Source organism: Rhizobium ecuadorense (assembly GCF_001187535.1).
Taxonomy (GTDB): Bacteria; Pseudomonadota; Alphaproteobacteria; order Rhizobiales; family Rhizobiaceae; genus Rhizobium; species Rhizobium ecuadorense.
This window is the reverse complement of record NZ_LFIO01001165.1, coordinates 1-315: the sequence shown is the minus strand read 5'-3', so window position 1 is coordinate 315 and position 315 is coordinate 1. Positions and strand designations below refer to the sequence as shown.

General features: G+C 62.2%; 1 pseudogene. It reads right to left on the bottom strand.

The features are described from left to right. Positions 1-315 (bottom strand): annotated as a pseudogene (locus AF337_RS25335) (AAA family ATPase); the annotation flags it as partial.

The window sequence follows — 315 nt, the reverse complement described above, 5'->3', positions numbered from 1 at the left end:
CCATGAGCGCTTCCGCGATGCGCATCACATCCGCCCCGCGCTCCTTGACGATCTCCTCGGCTCGCGTCAGCTCCTCCGCGAGCAGACGCTCCACCCGCCTTCGCAGGATAGGGTCAGCTCGTCGAAGCTGGTCGAGATCTCGTGAACGGGAGACGTCGGTGTATCCAAGCGCCTGCACACCGTGGCCGGCAATTAGAATTGTCGCAATGTCCGCTGCCCGATTAAGATCGGATCCCTCAACGCCACCCGAGCCGACGTACATCTCGTCTAGGACTGCCTTTTCGGCAGCCCTGCCACCGAGCAGCATCGCAATCT